This window comes from Streptomyces sp. CNS606, assembly GCF_000426325.1.
This window is the reverse complement of record NZ_AUFD01000010.1, coordinates 210,453-233,652: the sequence shown is the minus strand read 5'-3', so window position 1 is coordinate 233,652 and position 23,200 is coordinate 210,453. Positions and strand designations below refer to the sequence as shown.

Genomic DNA, 23,200 nt, shown 5'->3' with positions numbered 1-23,200 from the left:
CTTCCCGTGCATCCTGGTTCCCCATAGCGCCCCCTCGTGCTGCACCCGGCTCGTTGGACACGCAGTTGGTGTCTGGCGGTCCTCGGCTCATCCTGCCCGCCCGTTCGGCGTTGCGTCTTGAGATCGGCGGTTCTCGGAGGGGAGGCACTGAATTCCAATCCCCCAGGCGTCCCCCACGGGAGCAGGGGAGTGGAGAATACGCAGGTCAGGGCCATCAACCTCAGCCCTCTGTAAATCTGCCGGCTCAGCCTTCCCAGGTTCGAATCCTGGCGCCGCCACAGGACCGTGAACCGGCCCCTGACCAGCGAAATCGGTCAGGGGCCGGTTTCTTGTGAGATCACCCTGGCCGACCGTTGTTCCTCGTGAGTCCCCGCCCGGATCCGGCACGCGGATGGCTCGGCTCGTCGGCTCGACGGCAGCGGAGTGGCGCCGGATGGCTCTCTGCGCAGCGCCAACCGACAGCGACGCGGTGGCCGTTGCATGCGAGAGGGGGGCTGAAACCGCAGTGAGCGCTGCAGAGGACGCGAGGGATCGCTTCGCCGCTGCCGGCGCGTGGGCGTTCCTCGGCCTCGTTCTCCTGACCTTCGCGGCGTTCCTCGGGGTACGGGCTGCCGTAGGGTTCGGCGTCCTCGGCGAAGGTGGACACATCGTCGCCGCGCGGTGCGTCGAGCACGGCGGAGGCAAGGGCGGCTCCTACGTCGAATGCGCGGGGACTTTCGTCAACAGTCGCGGGGAGAGGAGCGACGGGCCGGCCACGGTGCGCTCGTACTCCGCAGTCGACGGCGACGTCGTCCCAGTCCGTCGCGCCCCCTGGGGGACCTACGAGGCGCTGGACGACAGCCTTCTCGGGACGGTCGGGCGGGGCTTCTTCCCCCTGCTGCTGACGGTCGCCTCGGCCGGTTGCCTGGTTCGCGCCGGGTCCTTCGTGCGGCGCAAAGCAGGGAAGCCGGAGGAGAACCGGAGCCGGTGAAAGGACGGGACCGGCTACGGGCCCGGGTGACGCTTCCGCCCGCCCCGCACCATGGGCCGCTGAAGGCGTCCTGCCGCAAGCGGCCCGCAGGCCGTCCGGGCCAGGACCAAGCCGATTCCGGTCACCGCGCCCACGGCTCCAGCGGACAGGAAGCCCCGCGAGGAGGCCCAGGACAGCACCGACCACCGGGATCGGGCGGACAGCGCAGATCCTGTGCTCAGCCACGATCCGGCCGAGATCAGCGACAGGGCAGAGCCGATCGAACCGGCCGACAGGGTGCTCCCGACCGAGCCGACGCAGAGGGCGGAGCCGACAGATCCGATCGACAGGACCGACCCCACCGAACCGATCGACAGCACCGAGTCCTTCGACCATACGGACAGCATCGAGCCGTGAGGCTCGGGACAGGTGGACGGTGATTCGGCCATGACGCCATTGTGTCCACGGATCGCCCGGACCGGCATGTCTGACGGCCGGCGGCGATGCGAGAACGCGGCGAGGGGCCGTGCCATGTGTCGCGGGCCGGTGAGCCTTCCCGGGCACTGCCCTACGCTGGGGACGGATGAGCAGACAGCTGCGGCGGCTCGGCCCGAGGCGGGCGGAGGGCGCCGGCACCGAGTACGTGTGGTACGCGGCCTACGGGTCGAACCTGCACCACACGCGGCTCGGCTTCTACCTGCGCGGCGGGAAGCCGCCGGGCGGCAGGCGGACGTACCCGGGGTGCCGTCAGCCGCAGGACCCCGCGCGCACGGAAGCGCTCATGCTGCCGGGCCAGGTGTACTTCGCGCTGGAGTCGCCCGCGTGGACCGGAGGTATGGCCTTCTACGACCCGGGCGCCCGCGGTGAGACGCCGGCCCGGGCCTATCTGATCAGCGCGCGGCAGTTCTCCGACATCGCGGCGCAGGAGATGCACCGCCCGCCCGGGGTGGACCTGGACCTCTCCGGGGTGCTGGCGGAGGGCCGGTCCCGGATGGGACCGGGCTGCTACGAGACGCTGGTCTGCCCCGGGTCGCTGGACGGGCGCCCGGTGCTCACCTTCACCGCGCCGTGGGGGATGGGCGACGTGGCGTGGCGGCCGCCGGCGGCCGCGTACCTGCGATGGCTGGCCTCGGGGCTGCAGGTGTCGCACGCCTGGCCGGCCGCCCGCATCGCCGCGCACCTGGCGCGGCGGCCCGGGGCGGCGATGCGGTGGACGGCGGCCGAGATCGCCGCCCTCCTGTAGCGCAAGGGCTGTTCAGGGCCGGGACACGGCGGCGGCGACCGCGTCGGGGACGGTCGTGTCGCCGGAGACCAGCTCCAGGGTGAGACCGGCCGTGCGCGGCTCGTCCAGCAGCGCGGCCAGCACCGCGGCGACGTCCGCGCGCGGCACCTCGGAGCGGCCTGTGCGCGCGGACAGTGCGACCCGGCCCGTCGGGGGGTCGTCGGTGAGGCGGCCGGGCCGCAGGATCGTCCAGTCCAGGTCGCTACGTGCCCGTACGGCCGCGTCGGCGGCGCCTTTGGCGCGCAGGTAGGCGGCGAAGACCGGGTCCATGTCGGCGGGCGGCTCCTCGTCGACGCGCATCGCGGAGACGACCAGGAACCGTCGTACGCCCGCGCGGGCGGCGGCGTCGGCGAACAGGATCGCCGCGTCGCGGTCGACGGTCTCCTTGCGGGCCGCTCCGCTGCCAGGGCCCGCTCCGGCCGCGAAGACGGCCGCGTCCGCGCCCTCCAGCGCGCGGGCGACCTCGTCCACGGTCGCCGACTCCAGGTCGCAGACGGCGGGTTCGGCACCCGTGGCCGTCACGTCGTCCGCGTGGGCGGGGTTGCGGATCAGGCCCACGGCCCGGTCGCCGCGCTCGGAGAGGAGCGCCTCCAGGCGCAGCGCGATCTTTCCGTGTCCACCGGCGATGACTGTACGCATGCCCCCGACCGTACGCCCTCCGGTGGCGTGCCGGACGGAGCGTCAGCCCTGCGCCTGCCGCGGCAGGTCGAGCTCCACCGCGGCGGCGGAGTCGCAGTACTCCCGTACCGCGCTGGTGCGTGCCACCACGCGGCCGCGGTGGATGACGATCCGGCTGTACGACAGGGACAGCGCGCCCGCGACGTCCTGGCCGCGCACCGCGAGGAGTTCGGCCGGGAATCCGGCTTCGACGCGCACTTCCGGCAGCCCCATGGCGGCGCGGGCGTCGCAGCTGACCGCGCGGTAGGCGCCGTCGGCGCCGGCTTCACCGCGCGAGGCGAGCAGGTAGGCGGCCTCCAGCGGGTCGCCGCGGCCGACCGGATTGGCGGCGTCGCGCAGGGCCCCGCTGCCGGCCGCGACGCGGACGCCGGCCGCCCGCAGCAGCCGTACGGGCGCCGAGGTCGCGACGCCGGAGTGCTCCAGGGCGGCGCAGCTGCCCTGGGGGAGCGCGACCACGGTGACCCCGGCGGCGGCGAGCTGGTCGGCGGCGCGGGTGGCGACCTCGTGCGGCAGCCGGGAGAGGCCGCCGCACGGGCCGAGGGTCACGCCGGGGCGGAGGCCGCCCGCGGCGGCGGCGAGGCGGGCCAGCCGGGCCGGGTCGGCGGCGTCGGTGTGCAGGTCCACGGCGCAGCCGTGTTCGGCGGCGACGGTGAGGACCGCCTCGACGTAGCCGCCCGGGTCGGGGTCGAGGTCGGGGCAGCCGCCGACGACGGTGGCGCCCATCTTCAGGGCGTCGCGCAGCATCGCGAGTTCCTCCTCGCCGGCGCGTCCGGTGAGGAGGCGGGGCACGGCGACGGTGGTGAGGTCGGCGAGGCCACGCAGGCTGCGGCGGGCCTGGAGCACGGCCTCCAGGGAACGCAGCCCGGCCACGTCGCCGATGCGTACATGGCTGCGCAGCGCGGTGGCGCCGTGGCCGAGCTGGAGCAGGGCCGCCTCGGTGGTGCGGCGCTGCACCTCCTCGACGTCGTCGGACGGCGGTCCGCCCGCGCGCGCCCCGCTGCCGGTGGTCCCGCCCTCCGTGGTCCGGGTGTCCGGGGTGCCGCTCGCGGCGGTCAGGGCGGTGTCGTGGTGGGCGTGCGGTTCTGCGGGAGCGGGCAGCAGCAGGTATCCGCCCAGGTCGACGCGGACGCCGGGTCGGGTTCCGGTGGGGGCGGCGAGGCTGCCCGCGGTGCCGACGGCCTCGATGCGGCCGCCGCCGAGCCGGACGTCCACGGTCCGGCCGTCGGCGAGGCGGGCGCCGCTCAGCAGCAGCCGGGAGCCGTCGGCGGGGGAGCCGGAACCGGCCTCGGGGTCCGGTGTCTGGCTGTCGCCCATCGTCTCCCCAGCGGTCGCGGCGGCGGTAGGGGCCGGCAGCTGATCACGGTGGCCCGGCGTGTGACGAGCGTACGGCGCGCAGCGGGAGACGCAGCGGAGGAGCGGAATAGTCGTACCGGCGTGGTGGCAGGAGGAGCACTACGGCTGTGCGGTACCGCGGCCCCGGATACGGATTTCACGTATCGAGCCGGGACCGTGTAGTGTCTTCACCGCTCGCCCCAATAGCTCAGTCGGCAGAGCGTCTCCATGGTAAGGAGAAGGTCAACGGTTCGATTCCGTTTTGGGGCTCTGATGTGTGAGGCCGTCGTCCGGTTCGTCCGGGCGGAGGTCGAAACGCATCGCGGCGGCGTAGCTCAGTCGGTAGAGCAAACGGCTCATAATCGTTGTGTCACCGGTTCAAGTCCGGTCGCCGCTACTTCACTGACAGTAGCCGATTGCGGGCTCGGTCCTCCGGTCGGCTACTCTTTCTGCGTTCAACCCGTCCCGTCCGTCAAGGAGCACTCACGTGGCTGCCACCGACGTCCGCCCGAAGATCACGCTGGCCTGCGTGGAGTGCAAGGAGCGGAACTACATCACCAAGAAGAACCGGCGTAACAACCCGGACCGCATGGAGATGAAGAAGCACTGCCCGCGCTGCAACGCGCACACCGCGCACCGCGAGACGCGCTGACGTACCCGCGCTGACGCGCAGACGTACTTCGCATGTGAGGCCGCCCCTGCCCGTCGGGGGCGGCCTCACCTCGTTCTTCCCGCCCCGGCGGCAGGCAGAGATTCAGGAGACCGAGACCCATGGCGCTCGACCAGTCCTTCGTCGGACGCAGCTACCCGCCCTCCCGGCCCTACGAGGTCGGCCGGGAGAAGATCCGCGAGTTCGCCGAGGCGATCGGTGACGCCAACCCGGCCTACACCGACCGGGACGCGGCCGCGAAGCTGGGCCACCCGGACGTGATCGCGCCGCCCACCTTCGTGTTCTCCCTCACCTACCGGGCGGCGTTCGAGGTCGTGCAGGACCCGAAGCTGGGCCTGGACTACGACCGGGTGGTGCACGGCGACCAGCGGTTCGCCTACAGCCGGCCCGTACGCGCCGGCGACCTGCTGACCGTCACCTCCACCATCGAGTCGGTGAACTCCAGGGCCGGCAACGACATCCTGGACGTGCGCGGCGAGGTGCACGACGAGGCCGGCGCGCACGTGGTGACCGCCTGGACGAAGCTGGTGGCGCGCGCCGCCGAGGAAGGCTGAGCGAGACGATGACTGCTGCGATCGCCTACGCCGACGTCGAGGTCGGCACCGAACTGCCCGCGCAGACCTTCCCGGTGACCCGCGACACGCTCGTCCGCTACGCGGGCGCCTCCGGTGACTTCAACCCGATTCACTGGAACGAGCGGTTCGCCACCGAGGTCGGCCTGCCGAACGTCATCGCGCACGGCATGTTCACCATGGCCGAGGCCGCCCGCGTGGTCACCGACTGGGCCGGCGACCCGGGCGCCGTACGCGAGTACGGGGTGCGCTTCACCAGGCCGGTCGTGGTGCCGGACGACGGCGAGGGCGCGCACATCGAGGTCTCCGGCAAGGTCGCCGCGAAGCTGGACGACGAGGCCCGCACCGTCCGCGTCGACCTGACCGTGACGGCCGCCGGGCAGAAGGTGCTGGGCATGTCCCGCGCCGTGGTCGCCCTGGCCTGAGAGCCCCGGTCTCCCTGTGGGGACCGCTCCGCCGCACGCGGAACGCAAGCGTTTCGGGCGTGGAACGTACTCTTGTGCGCGTGCAGGAATTCCACGACGCCCCGCTGGCCCCGCTGACCACCTTCCGGCTCGGCGGCCCCGCCGCACGTCTGCTGACCGCCACCACCGACGACGAGGTGGTGGCGGCGGTGCGCGAGGCCGACGACTCCGGCACGCCGCTGCTGATCGTCGGCGGCGGCAGCAACCTGGTCGTCGCCGACGCGGGCTTTCCCGGCACGGCCCTGCGCATCGCCACCCGCGGCTTCCACCTGGAGGGCACGCGGCTCGAACTCGCCGCCGGCGAGAACTGGTCGGACGCTGTGGCCCGCACGGTCGAGGCCGGCCTGGCCGGCGTCGAATGCCTGGCGGGCATCCCGGGCTCGGCCGGCGCGACGCCCATCCAGAACGTCGGCGCGTACGGCCAGGAGGTCTCCGCCACGGTCACCGAGGTCGTCGCCTACGACCGCCGCGCCCGCGAGACCGTCGTCGTCCCGAACGCCGAGTGCGGCTTCGCCTACCGGCACAGCCGCTTCAAGGCCGACCCGACGCGGTTCGTCGTCCTGCGGGTCCGGTTCGCGCTGGAGGACGCCGACGGCCTGTCCGCGCCGTTGAAGTACGCCGAGACGGCACGTGCGCTCGGCGTCCAGCCCGGCGAACGCGTCCCGGCGGCCACCGCCCGCGAGACCGTGCTCAAACTCCGCGCCGGAAAGGGCATGGTGCTGGACCCGGAGGACCACGACACCTGGTCGGCCGGCTCCTTCTTCACCAACCCGATCCTCGACGACGCCGAGTACGCCGCCTTCCTCGCCCGCGTCGCCGAACGGCTCGGGCCGGACGTCACCCCGCCAGCCTTCCCCGCGGACGACGGCCGGACCAAGACCTCGGCCGCGTGGCTGATCGACCGGGCGGGCTTCACCAAGGGCTACGGCGACGGCCCGGCACGCATCTCCAGCAAGCACACCCTCGCCCTCACCAACCGGGGCCGCGCCACGACCGCCGACCTGCTCGCCCTCGCGCGCGAGGTGCGGACGGGCGTCCGTGACGCCTTCGGCGTCACGCTCGTCAACGAACCCGTGACGGTCGGCTGCGCCCTCTGAGGCGCCCGTCCGGCAGCGGTAGCGGCACCGGCGTCGACGTCAGCCGGCCGGTGCCGCCAGCCACGCGTCGATGTCGGCGAGCATCCCGCGCCGCACCTCCTCCGGGGCGACGGAACCGCGCACCGACTGGCGCGCCAGTTCCGCCAGCTCCTCGTCGGTGAACGCGTGGGCGTCGCGGGCGAGTTCGTACTGGGCGGCGAGCCGGGAGCCGAAGAGCAGCGGGTCGTCGGCGCCGAGCGCCATCGGCACGCCCGCGTCCCACAGGGCCCGCAGCGGCACGTCCTCCGGCTTGTCGTACACCCCGAGCGCCACGTTGGACGCCGGGCACACCTCGCAGGTCACCCCGCGATCGGCGAGCCGGCCCAGCAGCCGGGCGTCCTCGGCCGCGCGGACGCCGTGGCCGACGCGGAGGGCGTGCAGGTCGTCCAGGCAGTCCCGGACGCTGGACGGGCCCGACAACTCGCCCCCGTGCGGCGCGGCGATCAGCCCGCCGTCCCGGGCGATGGCGAAGGCACGGTCGAAGTCGCGCGCGAACCCCCGCCGTTCGTCGTTGGAGAGGCCGAAGCCGACGATGCCCCGGTCCCGGTAGCGGACGGCCAGCCGGGCGAGCGTACGCGCGTCCAGGGGGTGCTTCATGCGGTTCGCGGCGACCAGCACGCGGATCTCGAGGCCGGTGTCCCGCATCGCCCGGTCGACGGCGTCGAGGATGATCTCCAGCGCCGGGATCAGCCCGCCCAGCCGCGGCGCGTACGAGGTGGGGTCGACCTGGATCTCCAGCCACCGCGAGCCGTCCCGCACGTCCTCCTCGGCGGCCTCGCGCACCAGCCGCTGGATGTCCTCCGGCGCCCGCAGGCAGGAGCGGGCGGCGTCGTAGAGGCGCTGGAAACGGAACCAGCCGCGTTCGTCCGTGGCCCGCAGCTTCGGCGGCTCGCCGCTCCGCAGCGCCTCCGGCAGGTGGACGCCGTACTTGTCGGCGAGCTCCAGCAGCGTGGACGGCCGCATCGAACCGGTGAAGTGCAGGTGCAGATGGGCCTTGGGGAGCGAACGTACCTCTCGTGCCATCCCCCGATCCTGCTACACGCGAGCCCCCGCCCGGAACCAGATTCCCCGGACGGGGGCTTGCCCGAAAGCACGACCGCATGCCGCGGCCCCGCCTCCCGGCAGGGATCAGTCGCGTGCCTCGGCCAGCAGCTTCTGGATGCGCGAGACGCCCTCGACCAGGTCCTCGTCGCCGAGCGCGTACGAAAGCCGCAGGTAGCCGGGGGTGCCGAAGGCCTCGCCCGGCACGACGGCGACCTCGACCTCCTCCAGGATCACCTCCGCCAGTTCCACCGAGGTGGCGGGCCGCCTGCCGCGGATCTCCTTGCCCAGCACGCCCTTGACCGACGGGTAGGCGTAGAACGCGCCCTCCGGCTCGGGGCAGAGCACGCCGTCGATCTCGTTCAACATCCGCACGATGGTCCGGCGCCGGCGGTCGAAGGCCTCGCGCATCATCGTGACGGCGTCCAGGTCACCGCTGAGCGCGGCGATCGCCGCGACCTGCGCGACGTTGCTCACGTTGGAGGTGGCGTGCGACTGCAGGTTCGTCGCGGCCTTCACGACGTCCTTGGGGCCGACGACCCAGCCGACCCGCCAGCCGGTCATGGCGTACGTCTTGGCGACGCCGTTGACCACGATGCACTTGTCCGCCAGCTCCGGCACCACCACGGGCAGCGAGGTGAACGCGGCGTCGCCGTAGACCAGGTGCTCGTAGATCTCGTCGGTCAGCACCCACAGCCCGTGCTCGGCGGCCCAGCGGCCGATCTCCTCCGTCTGCTCCCGGCTGTAGACCGCGCCGGTCGGGTTCGACGGGGAGACGAAGACCACCATCTTGGTGCGCTCGGTGCGCGCCGCCTCCAGCTGCTCCACGGACACCCGGTAGCCGCTGGACTCGTCCGCGACCACCGGCACCGGCACGCCGCCCGCGAGCTGGATGGACTCCGGGTAGGTGGTCCAGTACGGCGCGGGCACGATGACCTCGTCACCCGGGTCCAGGGTCGCGGCGAAGGCCTCGTAGATGGCCTGCTTGCCGCCGTTGGTCACCAGGACGTTCGCCGCCTCGATCTGGCGCCCGGAGTCGCGCAGCGTCTTGTCGACGATCGCGGCCTTCAGCTCGGGCTGCCCGCCGGCCGGGGAGTAGCGGTGGTTCTTCGGGTCGCGGCAGGCCTCGACCGCCGCCTCGACGATGTAGTCGGGCGTCGGGAAGTCCGGCTCGCCCGCGCCGAAGCCGATCACCGGGCGTCCGGCGGCCTTGAGGGCCTTCGCCTTGGCGTCCACGGCGAGCGTCGCGGACTCGGAGATCGACCCGATGCGGGCCGACACGCGTCGTGCGGTGGGAGACTGTGCGGAAGGGGTAGCAGCGGTCATGCCGTCATCGTTGCAGACCGGGCGGCCCCGCCGCAGCAAGGTGTGGAGCCGGTCACGGCCGCCGCCGCGGACCGTGCGCGGTGGGCGGTGTTCGACGGGGGGCCGCAGAACACGTACACTCCTACGTCGTCGGCCTTCAACGATCGCTCAGCGCTGCGCACTGTGTGCACCGGCGCGGATGCGGTAGGTTGAGGGCGGTACAAAGGGTCGTAGCTCAATTGGTAGAGCACTGGTCTCCAAAACCAGCGGTTGGGGGTTCAAGTCCCTCCGGCCCTGCTACACACATCACCACATGGTGTGTGCTTTTTCAGTACGTACTCGAACTGCACCGCCGTGCGGCCGGCCCGTGCGCCGCAGGGCAACGATCCGGATCAAGGTGAGGACTAGTGACGGAGATCACGGACACCACCGAGGTCCCAGAGCCCGGACGGTCCTCGGACGACAAGCCCCGGCGCGGTGGCAAGCGTGGCAAGAAGGGCCCGCTGGCGCGCCTCGCTCTCTTCTACCGGCAGATCATCGCGGAGCTGCGCAAGGTCGTCTGGCCCACGCGGAACCAGCTCTCCACCTACGCCACCGTGGTGATCGTCTTCGTGGTCATCATGATCGCTCTGGTGACCGTGCTTGACTATGGGTTCACCGAAGCCGTCAAGTTCGTCTTCGGCTGACCCTCGCGGAGGGCCGTGAGTGCCCGCCGAGGGGTACGTTGAGTCGTGAAGGGCGCGTTGACGCGTGCCCGCCCCCTCGGTCGCCGTGACAGCGGCCACCGCATGTTCGACCCCACGAAGCCAGGAAGAAGCAGCCACCGTGTCTGACCCGAACCTGAACGACGCCGTCGAGCCCGCCACGGGCGACGACTCCGCGCGCGACCTCGTCGAGGCGACGGACGCCACGGCGGACGGCGTCGACCAGGCGGCAGTTGTCGACGCCGCCGAGGAAGCGACCGAGGCTGCCGAGCCGGCTGCGGACGTGGACGCGGACGAGCCCGCCGAGGCCGAGGGCGAGGCCGACACCGCCGAGTCCGCCGAGGACGCCTCCGCCGAGGCGGAGGAAGAGGAGCCGGTCGACCCGGTCGCCGCCCTCCGTGACGAACTGCGCTTCCTGCCCGGCGAGTGGTACGTCATCCACACCTACGCCGGCTACGAGAACCGCGTGAAGACCAACCTCGAGCAGCGCGCCGTCTCGCTCAACGTCGAGGACTTCATCTTCCAGGCCGAAGTGCCGCAGGAGGAGGTCGTCCAGATCAAGAACGGCGACCGCCGCACGGTGAAGCAGAACAAGCTCCCCGGCTACGTGCTGGTCCGCATGGACCTGACGAACGAGTCGTGGGGCGTCGTCCGCAACACCCCGGGCGTCACCGGCTTCGTCGGCAACGCGTACGACCCGTACCCGCTGACGCTGGACGAGATCGTGAAGATGCTCGCCCCGGAGGCGGAGGAGAAGGCCGCGAAGGCCGCCGCCACCGACGAGGAGGGCAAGCCGGTCGCGGGCGCCGGGCGCCGCGTCGAGGTCCAGGTGCTGGACTTCGAGGTCGGCGACTCCGTCACCGTCACCGACGGCCCGTTCGCGACCCTCCAGGCCACGATCAACGAGATCAACGCCGACTCCAAGAAGGTCAAGGGTCTGGTCGAGATCTTCGGCCGCGAGACCCCGGTCGAGCTCAGCTTCGACCAGATCCAGAAGAACTGACCTTCCGGCATTCCATGCCTCGGGTGGGGGCGGGCGGGCCTGCAGGGCCTGTCCGCCCCCACCGATTTCAGAGCTCGCCACGGTAGGCGCTATCGTGGTGCGGTATGCCTCCATCCGGCTGACGGGCTCGTCCGGGCCCGGCCGCGGACGGAGGCGCGAATCACTTCTCACCAGGACCCGGAGAGAACATGCCTCCCAAGAAGAAGAAGGTCGCGGGGCTGATCAAGCTCCAGATCCAGGCCGGTGCCGCCAACCCGGCTCCGCCGGTCGGCCCGGCGCTGGGTCAGCACGGCGTCAACATCATGGAGTTCTGCAAGGCCTACAACGCCGCGACCGAGTCGCAGCGCGGTTGGGTCATCCCGGTGGAGATCACGGTCTACGAGGACCGCTCCTTCACCTTCATCACCAAGACGCCGCCGGCCGCGAAGATGATCCTCAAGGCCGCCGGCATCGAGAAGGGCTCCGGCGAGCCGCACGTCAACAAGGTCGGCAAGGTCACCCGTGACCAGGTGCGCGAGATCGCCACGACCAAGATGCCGGACCTGAACGCGAACGACCTGGACCAGGCGGAGAAGATCATCGCCGGTACCGCTCGTTCCATGGGCGTCACCGTCGAGGGCTGATCCCTCCATCCGTCACCCGTGGAAGGGCCTGCGCGGCCCGCACCACGACTCCGAACCTGAGACAGCAGGAGCAGCAGTGAAGCGCAGCAAGACTCTCCGCAGCGCGGACGCCAAGGTCGACCGGGCGAAGTTCTACGCCCCGCTCGAGGCCGTCCGGCTCGCCAAGGAGACCTCCTCGGTGAAGTTCGACGCGACCGTCGAGGTCGCCATGCGTCTGGGCGTCGACCCGCGCAAGGCCGACCAGATGGTCCGCGGCACCGTGAACCTCCCGCACGGCACCGGCAAGACCGCCCGGGTCCTGGTCTTCGCGACCGGTGACCGTGCTGCGGCCGCGGAAGCCGCCGGCGCCGACATCGTCGGCTCCGACGAGCTGATCGACGAGGTCTCCAAGGGCCGTCTGGACTTCGACTCCGTCGTCGCCACCCCGGACCTGATGGGCAAGGTCGGCCGCCTCGGCCGTGTGCTCGGTCCGCGTGGCCTGATGCCGAACCCGAAGACCGGCACCGTCACCCCGGACGTCGCCAAGGCCGTCACGGAGATCAAGGGCGGCAAGATCGAGTTCCGGGTGGACAAGCACTCCAACCTCCACTTCATCATCGGCAAGACGTCGTTCGACGAGGCCAAGCTCGTGGAGAACTACGCCGCGGCGCTGGACGAGATCCACCGCCTCAAGCCGTCGGCCGCCAAGGGCCGTTACGTGAAGAAGACCACCATCAGCACCACGATGGGCCCCGGTGTCCCGGTCGACACCAACCGCACCAAGAACCTCCTCGTCGAGGAGGACCCGGCGGCCGTCTGAGCCGTCGGCCACGTGGACGCACACGGCGCCGGGCCCCGCTCTCCGTTCGGAGGGCGGGGCCCGGCGCCGTACCATGTGTGCCAACCGAACATATGAAGAAACAGTGGGGGTTGGGGATGCGCGCGTTCCGCAAGGCCGTCCTGGCGACCGTGAGCGTGGCCATGGCGGCCACGCTCACCGCCTGCACCGGCGGGGAGAAGTCGGACGACGCCGGCAAGGCGGGGGAGGAGAAGGTCTCGCAGCAGACCGACTCACGTTCCGCGATCGCGGTCATGACCGCGTCCACGCGGAAGACCAGTGAGGCGAAGTCCGCGAAGGTCTCGATGGAGATGACCCTGCCCGGCCAGGCCGGCGGCACCATGGAGATGAACGGCGTCATGGGCTGGGACCCGTACGCGATGGACATGACCATGACCGGCGGCGAACTGGCCGGCGCCGGCGGGGCGGGCGGCAGCCGGGTGATCTGGCTGGACGACGCCATGTACATGGACATGGGCGAGGCCGCTGCCGCCGACATGGAGGGCAAGCGGTGGATGAAGATCGACCTGGGCGCGGTCGCGGAGTCCGCGGAGGACCCCGAGATGGCCGAGGCCATGACCTCCGGCCTGGACAACCTGGGCCAGAGCCCGGCCCAGCAGATGGGCATGCTGCTGGACTCCCCGAACGTGAAGTTCGCCGGTGAGGAGAAGGTCGACGGCGTCGCCACCCGGCACTACACGGGTTCGCTGACGATCAAGGAGGCACTGGAGGCGAACAAGTCGCTCGAGGTGCTGGAGGAGAAGGAGCGCGAGCAGCTTCTCGACCAGCTGGAGGCCTCCGGGATCGAGGAGTACCGCATCGAGGCCTGGGTGAACGAGGAGGACCTCCCGGTGCGCATCGATGTCGGCATGGAGACCCCCGAGGGCACCGTCGACATGACGCAGAAGATGAGCGACTTCGGCGCCGACGTCTCGGTGGACGCCCCGCCGGCCTCCGAGACCGTCGACCTGATGAAGATGCTGGAGGAGCTCCAGGGAGCCGGCAGCACCGCGGGAGCCGGCACCGGCATGTGACGGACGCCGCAGAGGGCTCCGGAGCCCGTCCCCGGCGGGTTCGCCGCCCACCGGCGGGAGAGCCGGCCCGTCCGGCGGGAGAGCCGGCCCGTCCGGCGGGAGAGGCGCCCTGGCGTCTCTCCCGCCGTCTCCGGCCTGTCGCAGAGCCGATTTGCCTGTGCAGGGGGCGCCCGCGTAATCTGACGCGGAAGCCAAAGACCGCTGGTTGCGGTGCGCCCACACGAGGGCGCACGGCCGAAGGATCCGCTAGCTGCGGGCGACCCGCGTAGGTGAACTGGAAGAGCTCCCGGTCGGCGTGCGCATCGAGTGCGTGTCATCCGGTCGAGCCTCGCCCCGTGCGCCTGCGCCCGGGGCGTTTCGCATTCCCAGCCCCTTCCGCGCGGTCCTCATCACCCGGAAGGAGGCCGAGGCTCATGGCGAGGGACCAGGTCGCACCCGACAAGGTCGCAGCCGTCGAGGAGATCACGAACCGTTTTCGCGACTCCAACGCGGCGGTCGTGACCGCGTACACCGGTCTCACCGTGGCGCAGCTCAAGGACCTGCGCCGTTCTCTCGGTGAGAACGCTCAGTACCGTGTGGTGAAGAACACGCTGACCAAGATCGCGGCCAACGAGGCCGGGATCAACGAGCTCGACGAGTACTTCACGGGCTCGTCGGCCGTCGCCTTCGTGACCGGTGACCCGGTCGAGGCGGCGAAGGGTCTGCGCGACTTCGCCAAGGACCACCCCGCTCTCGTGATCAAGGGCGGCATCGTGGACGGCGGCGCGATGAGCGCCGCCGAACTCAACAAGCTCGCGGACGTCGAACCCCGCGAGGTGCTGCTCGCCAAGCTGGCCGGTGGCATGAAGGCGTCCATGGCCAAGGCCGCGGCGACCTTCCAGGCCCCGCTCACGAAGATGGTCCGCACCGCGGACGCCCTTCGCGACAAGGTCGAGCAGGGCGGTGCCGGCACGCCGGCTCCCGCCGAGGCCGACGCGGAGTAACACCTCCGCACGGTCGCAGCGGGCCCCGAGTACGCCCGCCGATATCGCAAGACAACCGGCACCCGCCGAACTAGTGGAAGGACCGCCACCATGGCGAAGCTCAGCCAGGAAGACCTGCTCGCGCAGTTCGAGGAGATGACCCTCATCGAGCTCTCCGACTTCGTGAAGAAGTTCGAGGAGAAGTTCGACGTCGAGGCCGCCGCCCCGGCCGCCGTCGCCGTCGCGGCCCCCGGCCAGGGTGGCGGCGCCGCCGAGGCCGTCGAGGAGCAGGACGAGTTCGACGTCGTCCTCACCGGCGCCGGCGACAAGAAGATCCAGGTCATCAAGGTCGTGCGCGAGCTCACCTCGCTCGGCCTGAAGGAGGCCAAGGAGCTCGTGGACGGCACCCCGAAGCCGGTCCTCGAGAAGGTCGCCAAGGACGCCGCGGAGAAGGCCAAGGAGTCCCTCGAGGGCGCCGGCGCCTCCGTCGAGGTCAAGTGACCTCACGAGTCTGCTGACTCTTTCGCGGTACGTCTGAACGTGCCGTTCCGAAGGGCGATCACCCGAACGGGTGGTCGCCCTTCGGCCGTGCCGGGACGGGTTCCTTGCCCTTCCGAAACGGGCGGGTATGGTGATCACCGCTGCCGAGGGGGCGCCGAGGGGGCCTTGACGAATGGCACGCAGCGCGCAATTCTCGGGTCGCGTCGTCACACCGATCCAGGTTCCGAGGCATGGATCGGTGACGGAGCGGGAAGCATGGTGATGCGCCGAGAGCACCCGTCGCCTCCGAGGGCCGGAGGGTGCCCCCGGCGCTGTGACAGCACAACGAGAGAGGGGGAGAGTGGCACTGCGCCGTTCTCCGGAGAACCGCTCTGGACATCAGTGGGCCGTTTGGCTACACTGACCCTTTGCGCTGCCTGTTAGATGCTCCCTGCCCGTCACCAGGGGCACCGGTATGCGCGTAGTGAGTCCGAGCCCTCGGAAGGACCCCCTCTTGGCCGCCTCGCGCAACGCCTCGACCTCCCATTCGAACACCGCCGTCGGCACCGCCCCGCTGCGAATCTCCTTTGCGAAGATCAAGGAGCCCCTCGGGGTTCCGAACCTTCTTGCGCTGCAGACCGAGAGCTTTGACTGGCTCCTCGGCAACGACGCCTGGAAGGGTCGCGTCGAGGCCGCGCTGGACAGTGGTCAGGACGTCCCCACCAAGTCCGGTCTGGAGGAGATCTTCGAGGAGATCTCCCCGATCGAGGACTTCTCCGGGTCGATGTCGCTGACCTTCCGCGATCACCGCTTCGAGCCTCCGAAGAACTCGATCGACGAGTGCAAGGAGCGCGACTTCACCTACGCCGCGCCGCTCTTCGTCACCGCCGAGTTCACCAACAACGAGACCGGCGAGATCAAGTCCCAGACGGTCTTCATGGGCGACTTCCCGCTCATGACCAACAAGGGCACCTTCGTGATCAACGGCACCGAGCGTGTCGTGGTCTCGCAGCTGGTGCGCTCGCCGGGCGTCTACTTCGACAGCTCGATCGACAAGACCTCCGACAAGGACATCTTCTCCGCCAAGATCATCCCGTCCCGGGGTGCCTGGCTGGAGATGGAGATCGACAAGCGCGACATGGTCGGCGTCCGCATCGACCGCAAGCGCAAGCAGTCGGTCACCGTGCTGCTCAAGGCGCTCGGCTGGACGAACGAGCAGATCCTCGAGGAGTTCGGCCAGTACGAGTCGATGCGCGCCACCCTGGAGAAGGACCACACCCAGGGCCAGGACGACGCGCTGCTCGACATCTACCGCAAGCTGCGTCCGGGCGAGCCCCCGACCCGCGAGGCCGCGCAGACGCTGCTGGAGAACCTCTACTTCAACCCGAAGCGCTACGACCTGGCCAAGGTCGGCCGGTACAAGATCAACAAGAAGCTGGGCGGCGACGAGCCGCTCGACTCCGGCGTGCTCACCACCGCCGACGTGATCGCCACCATCAAGTACCTGGTCAAGCTGCACGCCGGCGAGGAGGAGACGGTCTCCGCCGAGGGCGACCAGATCGTCGTCGAGACCGACGACATCGACCACTTCGGCAACCGCCGCCTGCGCAACGTCGGCGAGCTCATCCAGAACCAGGTCCGTACGGGCCTGGCCCGCATGGAGCGCGTCGTCCGCGAGCGGATGACCACCCAGGACGTCGAGGCGATCACGCCGCAGACCCTGATCAACATCCGGCCGGTCGTCGCCTCCATCAAGGAGTTCTTCGGCACCAGCCAGCTGTCCCAGTTCATGGACCAGACCAACCCGCTGTCGGGTCTGACCCACAAGCGCCGCCTGTCGGCGCTGGGCCCGGGTGGTCTGTCCCGTGAGCGGGCCGGCTTCGAGGTCCGCGACGTGCACCCGTCGCACTACGGCCGCATGTGCCCGATCGAGACCCCCGAGGGTCCGAACATCGGCCTGATCGGTTCGCTGGCCTCCTACGGCCGGGTCAACGCGTTCGGCTTCGTCGAGACCCCGTACCGCGTGGTGGAGAACGGCGTCGTCAGCGACGAGGTGCACTACCTCACCGCCGACGAGGAGGACCGCTTCGTCATCGCGCAGGCGAACGCGCCGCTGAACGAGGAGATGCGGTTCGCCGAGGACCGCGTGCTGATCCGCCGCCGCGGCGGCGAGGTCGACCTCATTCCCGGCGACGACGTGGACTACATGGACGTCTCGCCGCGCCAGATGGTGTCGGTCGCGACCGCCATGATCCCCTTCCTCGAGCACGACGACGCCAACCGCGCGCTCATGGGGTCGAACATGATGCGCCAGGCCGTGCCGCTGATCAAGGCGGAGTCGCCGCTGGTCGGCACCGGCATGGAGTACCGCTGCGCGGTCGACGCCGGCGACGTCATCAAGGCCGAGAAGGAGGGTGTCGTCCAGGAGGTCTCCGCCGACTACATCACGGTGGCCAACGACGACGGCACGTACACCACGTACCGCATCGCCAAGTTCTCCCGCTCCAACCAGGGCACCTCCTTCAACCAGAAGGTGCTCGTCGACGAGGGCGAGCGCGTCGTCGTCGACCAGGTGCTGGCCGACGGCCCGTCCACCGAGGCCGGTGAGATGGCGCTCGGCAAGAACCTGCTGGTCGCGTTCATGCCGTGGGAGGGCCACAACTACGAGGACGCGATCATCCTCTCCCAGCGTCTGGTGCAGGACGACGTCCTCTCCTCGATCCACATCGAGGAGCACGAGGTCGACGCCCGCGACACCAAGCTGGGCCCGGAGGAGATCACCCGGGACATCCCGAACGTCTCCGAGGAGGTCCTGGCCGACCTCGACGAGCGCGGCATCATCCGCATCGGCGCCGAGGTCGAGGCGGGCGACATCCTCGTCGGCAAGGTCACCCCCAAGGGTGAGACCGAGCTGACCCCGGAAGAGCGCCTGCTGCGCGCGATCTTCGGCGAGAAGGCCCGCGAGGTCCGCGACACCTCGCTGAAGGTGCCGCACGGCGAGACCGGCAAGGTCATCGGCGTCCGCGTCTTCGACCGCGAGGAGGGCGACGAGCTGCCCCCGGGCGTGAACCAGCTGGTCCGCGTCTACGTCGCGCAGAAGCGCAAGATCACCGACGGTGACAAGCTCGCCGGCCGCCACGGCAACAAGGGCGTCATCTCCAAGATCCTGCCCGTCGAGGACATGCCGTTCCTGGAGGACGGCACCCCCGTCGACATCATCCTCAACCCGCTCGGCGTCCCGTCCCGGATGAACCCGGGCCAGGTCCTGGAGATCCACCTGGGCTGGCTCGCGTCGCAGGGCTGGAAGGTCGAGGGCAGCGAGGAGTGGATGGAGCGCCTGAAGTCCATCGGTGCGGACGAGGTCGCCGCGGGCACCAACGTCGCGACCCCGGTCTTCGACGGCGCCCGCGAGGACGAGATCGCCGGTCTCTTCGAGTCCACGATCCCGAACCGCGACGGCGAGCGCATGGTCCAGCCCTCCGGCAAGGCCAACCTGTTCGACGGCCGCTCCGGCGAGCCGTTCCCGGACCCGATCTCGGTCGGGTACATGTACATCCTCAAGCTGCACCACCTGGTCGACGACAAGCTGCACGCCCGGTCCACCGGTCCGTACAGCATGATCACCCAGCAGCCGCTGGGTGGTAAGGCCCAGTTCGGCGGTCAGCGCTTCGGTGAGATGGAGGTGTGGGCGCTCGAGGCGTACGGCGCCGCGTACGCCCTCCAGGAGCTCCTGACCATCAAGTCCGACGACGTCACCGGCCGCGTGAAGGTCTACGAGGCCATCGTCAAGGGCGAGAACATCCCGGAGCCGGGCATCCCCGAGTCCTTCAAGGTGCTCATCAAGGAGATGCAGTCGCTCTGCCTCAACGTGGAGGTGCTGTCCTCGGACGGCATGTCCATCGAGATGCGTGACACCGACGAGGACGTCTTCCGCGCCGCGGAAGAGCTCGGTATCGACCTGTCCCGGCGCGAGCCGAGCAGCGTCGAAGAGGTCTGACGGGGGCCGGGGACCCGCTTCGGCGGGCCCCCGGCACCCACCCCGGACCCCCGTTCAGACCATTGATCTTTCAGACGAACCCTGAGAGGGATTGACGAGAGTGCTCGACGTCAACTTCTTCGACGAACTGCGAATTGGCCTGGCCACCGCTGACGACATCCGTCAGTGGTCGCACGGCGAGGTCAAGAAGCCGGAGACCATCAACTACCGCACCCTCAAGCCGGAGAAGGACGGGCTCTTCTGCGAGAAGATCTTCGGCCCCACCCGGGACTGGGAGTGCTACTGCGGCAAGTACAAGCGCGTCCGCTTCAAGGGCATCATCTGTGAGCGCTGCGGTGTCGAGGTCACCCGCGCCAAGGTGCGCCGCGAGCGGATGGGCCACATCGAACTGGCCGCCCCCGTCACGCACATCTGGTACTTCAAGGGCGTGCCGTCCCGGCTGGGCTACCTGCTGGACCTCGCTCCGAAGGACCTGGAGAAGGTCATCTACTTCGCCGCGTACATGATCACGTACGTGGACGAGGAGCGCCGTACGCGCGACCTGCCCTCGCTGGAGGCGCACGTCGGCGTGGAGCGCCAGCAGATCGAGCAGCGCCGTGACGCCGACCTGGAGGCCCGGGCCAAGAAGCAGGAGGCCGACCTGGCCGAGCTCGAGGCCGAGGGTGCCAAGGCGGACGTGCGCCGCAAGGTGCGCGAGGGCGCCGAGCGCGAGATGAAGCAGCTCCGCGACCGCGCGCAGCGCGAGATCGACCGCCTCGACGAGGTGTGGAACCGCTTCAAGAACCTCAAGGTGCAGGACCTCGAGGGCGACGAGCTGCTCTACCGCGAGCTGCGCGACCGCTTCGGCACCTACTTCGACGGCTCGATGGGCGCCGCCGCGCTGCAGAAGCGGCTGGAGACCTTCGACCTGGAGGAGGAGGCCGAGCGCCTCCGCGAGATCATCCGTACCGGCAAGGGCCAGAAGAAGACCCGTGCGCTGAAGCGCCTCAAGGTCGTCTCCGCCTTCCTCCAGACCAGCAACAGCCCCAAGGGCATGGTGCTGGACTGCGTCCCGGTGATCCCGCCGGACCTGCGTCCGATGGTGCAGCTGGACGGTGGCCGCTTCGCGACCTCCGACCTGAACGACCTGTACCGCCGCGTCATCAACCGGAACAACCGCCTCAAGCGGCTTCTGGACCTCGGCGCGCCCGAGATCATCGTGAACAACGAGAAGCGGATGCTGCAGGAGGCCGTCGACGCGCTGTTCGACAACGGTCGCCGCGGCCGGCCGGTCACCGGCCCGGGCAACCGTCCGCTGAAGTCGCTGTCCGACATGCTCAAGGGCAAGCAGGGCCGCTTCCGGCAGAACCTGCTCGGCAAGCGCGTCGACTACTCGGCCCGTTCCGTGATCGTCGTCGGCCCGCAGCTCAAGCTGCACCAGTGCGGTCTGCCGAAGGCCATGGCGCTGGAGCTCTTCAAGCCGTTCGTGATGAAGCGCCTGGTCGACCTGAACCACGCGCAGAACATCAAGTCGGCGAAGCGCATGGTCGAGCGCGGCCGTACGGTCGTGTACGACGTGCTGGAAGAGGTCATCGCCGAGCACCCGGTGCTGCTGAACCGTGCGCCGACGCTGCACCGCCTCGGCATCCAGGCCTTCGAGCCGCAGCTGGTCGAGGGCAAGGCCATCCAGATCCACCCGCTCGTCTGCACCGCGTTCAACGCGGACTTCGACGGCGACCAGATGGCCGTGCACCTGCCGCTGTCCGCGGAGGCGCAGGCCGAGGCCCGCATCCTGATGCTGTCCTCGAACAACATCCTCAAGCCGGCCGACGGCCGTCCGGTGACCATGCCCACCCAGGACATGGTGCTCGGGCTGTTCTTCCTCACGACCGACGAGGAGCAGCGCAAGACCATCGGCGACGACCGGTCGTTCAACTCGGTCGCCGAGGCGATCATGGCGTTCGACGCCCGCGAGCTCTCGCTCCAGGCGAAGGTCGACATCCGTTTCCCGGTCGGGACGCTGCCGCCGCGCGGCTGGACTCCGCCCACGCCGGAGGAGGGCGAGCCCGAGTACCAGCCGGGTGACAGCTTCCGGCTGCGGACGACGCTGGGCCGCGCGCTCTTCAACGAGCTGCTGCCGGAGGACTACCCGTTCGTCGACTACACGGTGGGCAAGAAGCAGCTCTCCGGGATCGTCAACGACCTGGCCGAGCGCTACCCCAAGGTGATCGTCGCGGCGGCGCTGGACAACCTCAAGTCCGCCGGTTTCCACTGGGCGACCCGTTCCGGTGTGACGGTCGCGATCTCCGACGTCGTGGTCCCGGCCGCGAAGAAGGAGATCATCGCGTCGTACGAGGCTCAGGACGAGAAGGTCCAGAAGCAGTACGAGCGCGGCCTGATCACCAAGGACGAGCGTTCCAACGAGCTGGTCTCGATCTGGACCCGGGCGACCAACGAGGTCGCCGAGGCGATGAACGAGAACTTCCCGAAGACCAACCCGATCTTCATGATGGTCGACTCGGGCGCTCGAGGAAACATGATGCAGATGCGCCAGATCGCCGGCATGCGCGGTCTGGTGTCCAACGCCAAGAACGAGACCATCCCGCGTCCGATCAAGGCGTCCTTCCGCGAGGGCCTGTCCGTGCTGGAGTACTTCATCTCCACGCACGGTGCCCGTAAGGGTCTGGCCGACACCGCGCTGCGTACCGCCGACTCGGGTTACCTGACCCGTCGTCTGGTGGACGTCTCGCAGGACGTGATCATCCGCGAGGAGGACTGCGGCACCGACCGCGGCCTCAAGCTGGAGATCGCGGCCACCGGCGAGGACGGCGTGCTGCGCAAGGCCGAGGACGTCGAGACCAGCGTGTACGCGCGTGCCCTGGCCGAGGACGTCGCGGTGGACGGCAAGGTGCTGGCCCCGGCCAACACCGACCTCGGCGACGTGCTCATCGACGAGCTCGTGCGGCACGGCGTCTCCACGGTCAAGACCCGCTCGGTCCTCACCTGCGAGTCCCAGGTCGGCACCTGCGCCATGTGCTACGGCCGCTCGCTGGCGACCGGCAAGCTGGTGGACATCGGCGAGGCCGTCGGCATCATCGCGGCCCAGTCCATCGGTGAGCCCGGCACCCAGCTCACGATGCGTACCTTCCACACCGGTGGTGTGGCCGGTGACGACATCACGCAGGGTCTGCCGCGTGTCGTCGAGCTCTTCGAGGCCCGTACGCCGAAGGGTGTCGCGCCGATCTCCGAGTCGGCCGGCCGGGTGCGGATCGAGGAGACCGAGAAGACCAAGAAGGTCGTGGTCACGCCGGACGACGGCTCCGACGAGACGTCCTACCCGGTCTCCAAGCGTGCTCGCATGAAGGTGTCCGAGGGCGACCACGTGGCCGTCGGCCAGCCGCTGACCGTCGGTGCGACCAACCCGCACGACGTGCTGCGCATCCTCGGGCAGCGCGCCGTCCAGGTCCACCTGGTCAACGAGGTGCAGAAGGTCTACAACTCGCAGGGCGTGTCGATCCACGACAAGCACATCGAGATCATCATCCGGCAGATGCTGCGCCGGGTGACGATCATCGAGTCCGGCGACGCGGAGCTGCTGCCGGGCGAGCTGGTCGAGCGGACGAAGTTCGAGGGCGAGAACCGTCGGGTCGTGACGGAAGGCGGCCACCCGGCCTCCGGCCGTCCGCAGCTGATGGGCATCACCAAGGCCTCGCTGGCCACCGAGTCGTGGCTGTCGGCGGCGTCCTTCCAGGAGACGACCAGGGTTCTGACCGACGCGGCGATCAACGCCAAGTCGGACTCCCTGATCGGCCTCAAGGAGAACGTCATCATCGGTAAGCTCATCCCGGCCGGTACGGGCCTGTCCCGCTACCGCAACATCCGGGTCGAGCCGACCGAGGAGGCCAAGGCCGCGATGTACTCGGCCGTCGGCTACGACGACATCGACTACTCGCCGTTCGGCACCGGCTCCGGCCAGGCCGTTCCGCTGGAGGACTACGACTACGGTCCGTACACCGGCTGACGGCGTCGTACGTCGCGCAGGGCGGTCACCCCTCGGGGGTGGCCGCCCTGCGGCATGTGCGGGGGGAACTGTACGCGCGGGGCCCGCGTCCTGGATGATGGTTGTCACCTCCCGTCGCACGCGTGCGGGAGGGGCCACGGGGAGGTCGGAA

20 protein-coding genes and 3 tRNA genes are annotated in these 23,200 nt (G+C 70.1%); 18 read left to right on the top strand and 5 right to left on the bottom strand.

Annotation, left to right across the window (positions count from 1 at the left end):
• Window positions 1–505: 505 nt before the first annotated feature.
• Window positions 506–970, top strand: a complete 465-nt coding sequence (locus tag K304_RS0108685; protein ID WP_158687319.1) for a hypothetical protein — start codon at window positions 506–508, stop codon at window positions 968–970.
• A 14-nt stretch (window positions 971–984) separates the two neighbouring features.
• Here the strand turns inward: K304_RS0108685 and K304_RS33945 are convergent, their stop codons facing one another.
• Complete coding sequence (locus K304_RS33945; RefSeq protein ID WP_486591606.1) at window positions 985–1,356, bottom strand: hypothetical protein; 372 nt, start codon at window positions 1,354–1,356, stop codon at window positions 985–987.
• Window positions 1,357–1,532: 176 nt separating this feature from the next.
• On the opposite strand from K304_RS33945, the gene K304_RS0108675 reads away from it, so the two are divergent.
• On the top strand, window positions 1,533–2,192 hold the full coding sequence (locus K304_RS0108675) for a hypothetical protein (RefSeq protein ID WP_051308129.1): 660 nt from the start codon (window positions 1,533–1,535) through the stop codon (window positions 2,190–2,192).
• Between the two features lie 12 nt (window positions 2,193–2,204).
• On the opposite strand, the gene K304_RS0108670 is transcribed toward K304_RS0108675, so the two are convergent.
• Together K304_RS0108670 and K304_RS0108665 are read right to left on the bottom strand one after the other, a co-directional pair.
• Window positions 2,205–2,870, bottom strand: a complete 666-nt coding sequence (locus tag K304_RS0108670) for an NAD(P)H-binding protein (RefSeq protein WP_027763417.1) — start codon at window positions 2,868–2,870, stop codon at window positions 2,205–2,207.
• A 42-nt stretch (window positions 2,871–2,912) separates the two neighbouring features.
• Window positions 2,913–4,223 (bottom strand): hydrolase, encoded by a 1,311-nt coding sequence (locus K304_RS0108665; protein ID WP_027763416.1) that lies wholly within the window; start codon window positions 4,221–4,223, stop codon window positions 2,913–2,915.
• Window positions 4,224–4,438: 215 nt separating this feature from the next.
• Here K304_RS0108665 and K304_RS0108660 point away from each other — a divergent pair.
• From K304_RS0108660 to K304_RS0108635, 6 genes are all read left to right on the top strand, one after another.
• Window positions 4,439–4,511: transfer RNA gene (locus tag K304_RS0108660), tRNA-Thr, on the top strand.
• A gap of 54 nt (window positions 4,512–4,565) precedes the next feature.
• Window positions 4,566–4,638: transfer RNA gene (locus K304_RS0108655), tRNA-Met, on the top strand.
• Window positions 4,639–4,728: 90 nt separating this feature from the next.
• Entirely contained in the window at window positions 4,729–4,893 is a 165-nt protein-coding gene (gene rpmG / locus K304_RS0108650; protein ID WP_018834916.1) for a 50S ribosomal protein L33, read from the top strand.
• 119 nt (window positions 4,894–5,012) lie between these two features.
• Window positions 5,013–5,465, top strand: a complete 453-nt coding sequence (locus K304_RS0108645) for a MaoC family dehydratase N-terminal domain-containing protein (RefSeq protein WP_027763415.1) — start codon at window positions 5,013–5,015, stop codon at window positions 5,463–5,465.
• Between the two features lie 8 nt (window positions 5,466–5,473).
• A complete protein-coding gene (locus K304_RS0108640; protein ID WP_027763414.1) occupies window positions 5,474–5,908 on the top strand; it encodes a MaoC family dehydratase in 435 nt (144 codons plus the stop codon).
• A gap of 59 nt (window positions 5,909–5,967) precedes the next feature.
• The gene (locus K304_RS0108635; protein ID WP_078528797.1) at window positions 5,968–7,044 is read left to right on the top strand and encodes a UDP-N-acetylmuramate dehydrogenase; all 1,077 of its coding nucleotides are present in this window, start codon (window positions 5,968–5,970) and stop codon (window positions 7,042–7,044) included.
• Between the two features lie 39 nt (window positions 7,045–7,083).
• On the opposite strand, the gene K304_RS0108630 is transcribed toward K304_RS0108635, so the two are convergent.
• Together K304_RS0108630 and K304_RS0108625 are read right to left on the bottom strand one after the other, a co-directional pair.
• The gene (locus tag K304_RS0108630) at window positions 7,084–8,106 is read right to left on the bottom strand and encodes an adenosine deaminase (RefSeq protein ID WP_027763412.1); all 1,023 of its coding nucleotides are present in this window, start codon (window positions 8,104–8,106) and stop codon (window positions 7,084–7,086) included.
• Between the two features lie 105 nt (window positions 8,107–8,211).
• Window positions 8,212–9,450 carry a pyridoxal phosphate-dependent aminotransferase gene (locus tag K304_RS0108625; RefSeq protein WP_027763411.1) on the bottom strand — a complete coding sequence of 413 codons (1,239 nt, stop codon included), beginning with the start codon at window positions 9,448–9,450 and terminating at the stop codon, window positions 8,212–8,214.
• 203 nt (window positions 9,451–9,653) lie between these two features.
• Between K304_RS0108625 and K304_RS0108620 the strand changes: the two genes are divergently transcribed.
• The 10 genes from K304_RS0108620 (at window position 9,654) to K304_RS0108575 (ending at window position 23,049) form a co-directional block, all read left to right on the top strand.
• Window positions 9,654–9,726: transfer RNA gene (locus tag K304_RS0108620), tRNA-Trp, on the top strand.
• Window positions 9,727–9,836: 110 nt separating this feature from the next.
• Entirely contained in the window at window positions 9,837–10,115 is a 279-nt protein-coding gene (gene secE / locus K304_RS0108615; RefSeq protein WP_027763410.1) for a preprotein translocase subunit SecE, read from the top strand.
• 139 nt (window positions 10,116–10,254) lie between these two features.
• Window positions 10,255–11,136 carry a transcription termination/antitermination protein NusG gene (gene nusG / locus K304_RS0108610; protein ID WP_027763409.1) on the top strand — a complete coding sequence of 294 codons (882 nt, stop codon included), beginning with the start codon at window positions 10,255–10,257 and terminating at the stop codon, window positions 11,134–11,136.
• Window positions 11,137–11,324: 188 nt separating this feature from the next.
• On the top strand, window positions 11,325–11,759 hold the full coding sequence (rplK, locus tag K304_RS0108605) for a 50S ribosomal protein L11 (RefSeq protein ID WP_027763408.1): 435 nt from the start codon (window positions 11,325–11,327) through the stop codon (window positions 11,757–11,759).
• Between the two features lie 76 nt (window positions 11,760–11,835).
• Window positions 11,836–12,558, top strand: a complete 723-nt coding sequence (rplA, locus tag K304_RS0108600; protein WP_027763407.1) for a 50S ribosomal protein L1 — start codon at window positions 11,836–11,838, stop codon at window positions 12,556–12,558.
• Window positions 12,559–12,674: 116 nt separating this feature from the next.
• Entirely contained in the window at window positions 12,675–13,610 is a 936-nt protein-coding gene (locus tag K304_RS28050; RefSeq protein WP_051308128.1) for an SCO4651 family lipoprotein, read from the top strand.
• Window positions 13,611–14,023: 413 nt separating this feature from the next.
• On the top strand, window positions 14,024–14,593 hold the full coding sequence (gene rplJ, locus K304_RS0108590; protein WP_027763406.1) for a 50S ribosomal protein L10: 570 nt from the start codon (window positions 14,024–14,026) through the stop codon (window positions 14,591–14,593).
• Between the two features lie 90 nt (window positions 14,594–14,683).
• On the top strand, window positions 14,684–15,073 hold the full coding sequence (rplL, locus tag K304_RS0108585; protein WP_027763405.1) for a 50S ribosomal protein L7/L12: 390 nt from the start codon (window positions 14,684–14,686) through the stop codon (window positions 15,071–15,073).
• Between the two features lie 493 nt (window positions 15,074–15,566).
• Window positions 15,567–19,049 (top strand): DNA-directed RNA polymerase subunit beta, encoded by a 3,483-nt coding sequence (gene rpoB, locus K304_RS0108580; RefSeq protein WP_027763404.1) that lies wholly within the window; start codon window positions 15,567–15,569, stop codon window positions 19,047–19,049.
• A 100-nt stretch (window positions 19,050–19,149) separates the two neighbouring features.
• The gene (locus K304_RS0108575; RefSeq protein WP_027763403.1) at window positions 19,150–23,049 is read left to right on the top strand and encodes a DNA-directed RNA polymerase subunit beta'; all 3,900 of its coding nucleotides are present in this window, start codon (window positions 19,150–19,152) and stop codon (window positions 23,047–23,049) included.
• Window positions 23,050–23,200 lie beyond the last annotated feature (151 nt).